A 517-nucleotide genomic window follows, 5' to 3' on the forward strand; every position below is an offset into this window, starting at 1 on the left:
TTCAGGTTTAGCCTGGTAGTCAAGACAGGCATCCATGAATTGCTGCATTTTCTGTGGCCTGAGTACCCGGTGCAGTCGGTACCACTGTGAGATTGCAGGCACAGTTCTGAATAGCTCGTCCATTCTGGACGCATATTTTGCGCGGTTATTTTCGGACTGTCGCCAGAGAATCTCCAGCATCATACGTTTGGATAGCGTGAATTCCCATCGCAGGCCAAGCTGTTGGCGCAGTGGCTGTAACGCATTCCATTGCGCCGGGGTTGGGGCTGGCTTCAGGTTTCTGCACAGTTCAAGGTATTCCTTCCTCTCAGGTTCAAGGAGCTGCGTTAGTGCAAATTTTGTTAAAGCCCGTGGTGCAGGAATGGATAATGCCTTAGTGAGTACTTCATGGCAGCGTGGATCTTCACGATGTTTTTCAATCCAGAACCGGATACCCGTTCCTCCATGGATAGCCAATATCGGCAGCAATGATTTCAGCGCAGCACGAACAGCCACTCTGTCATTTCGTGGACTTTTG

1 protein-coding gene is annotated in these 517 nt (G+C 50.3%); it reads right to left on the reverse strand.

Going from position 1 to position 517, the window contains the following annotated elements:
* On the reverse strand, window positions 1–517 hold a 517-nt coding region (locus tag J7439_RS26150; RefSeq protein ID WP_209204981.1), incomplete at both ends, for a hypothetical protein.

It is taken from the genome of Salinisphaera sp. G21_0 (assembly GCF_017744115.1).
GTDB lineage: Bacteria > Pseudomonadota > Gammaproteobacteria > Pseudomonadales > Endozoicomonadaceae > Endozoicomonas.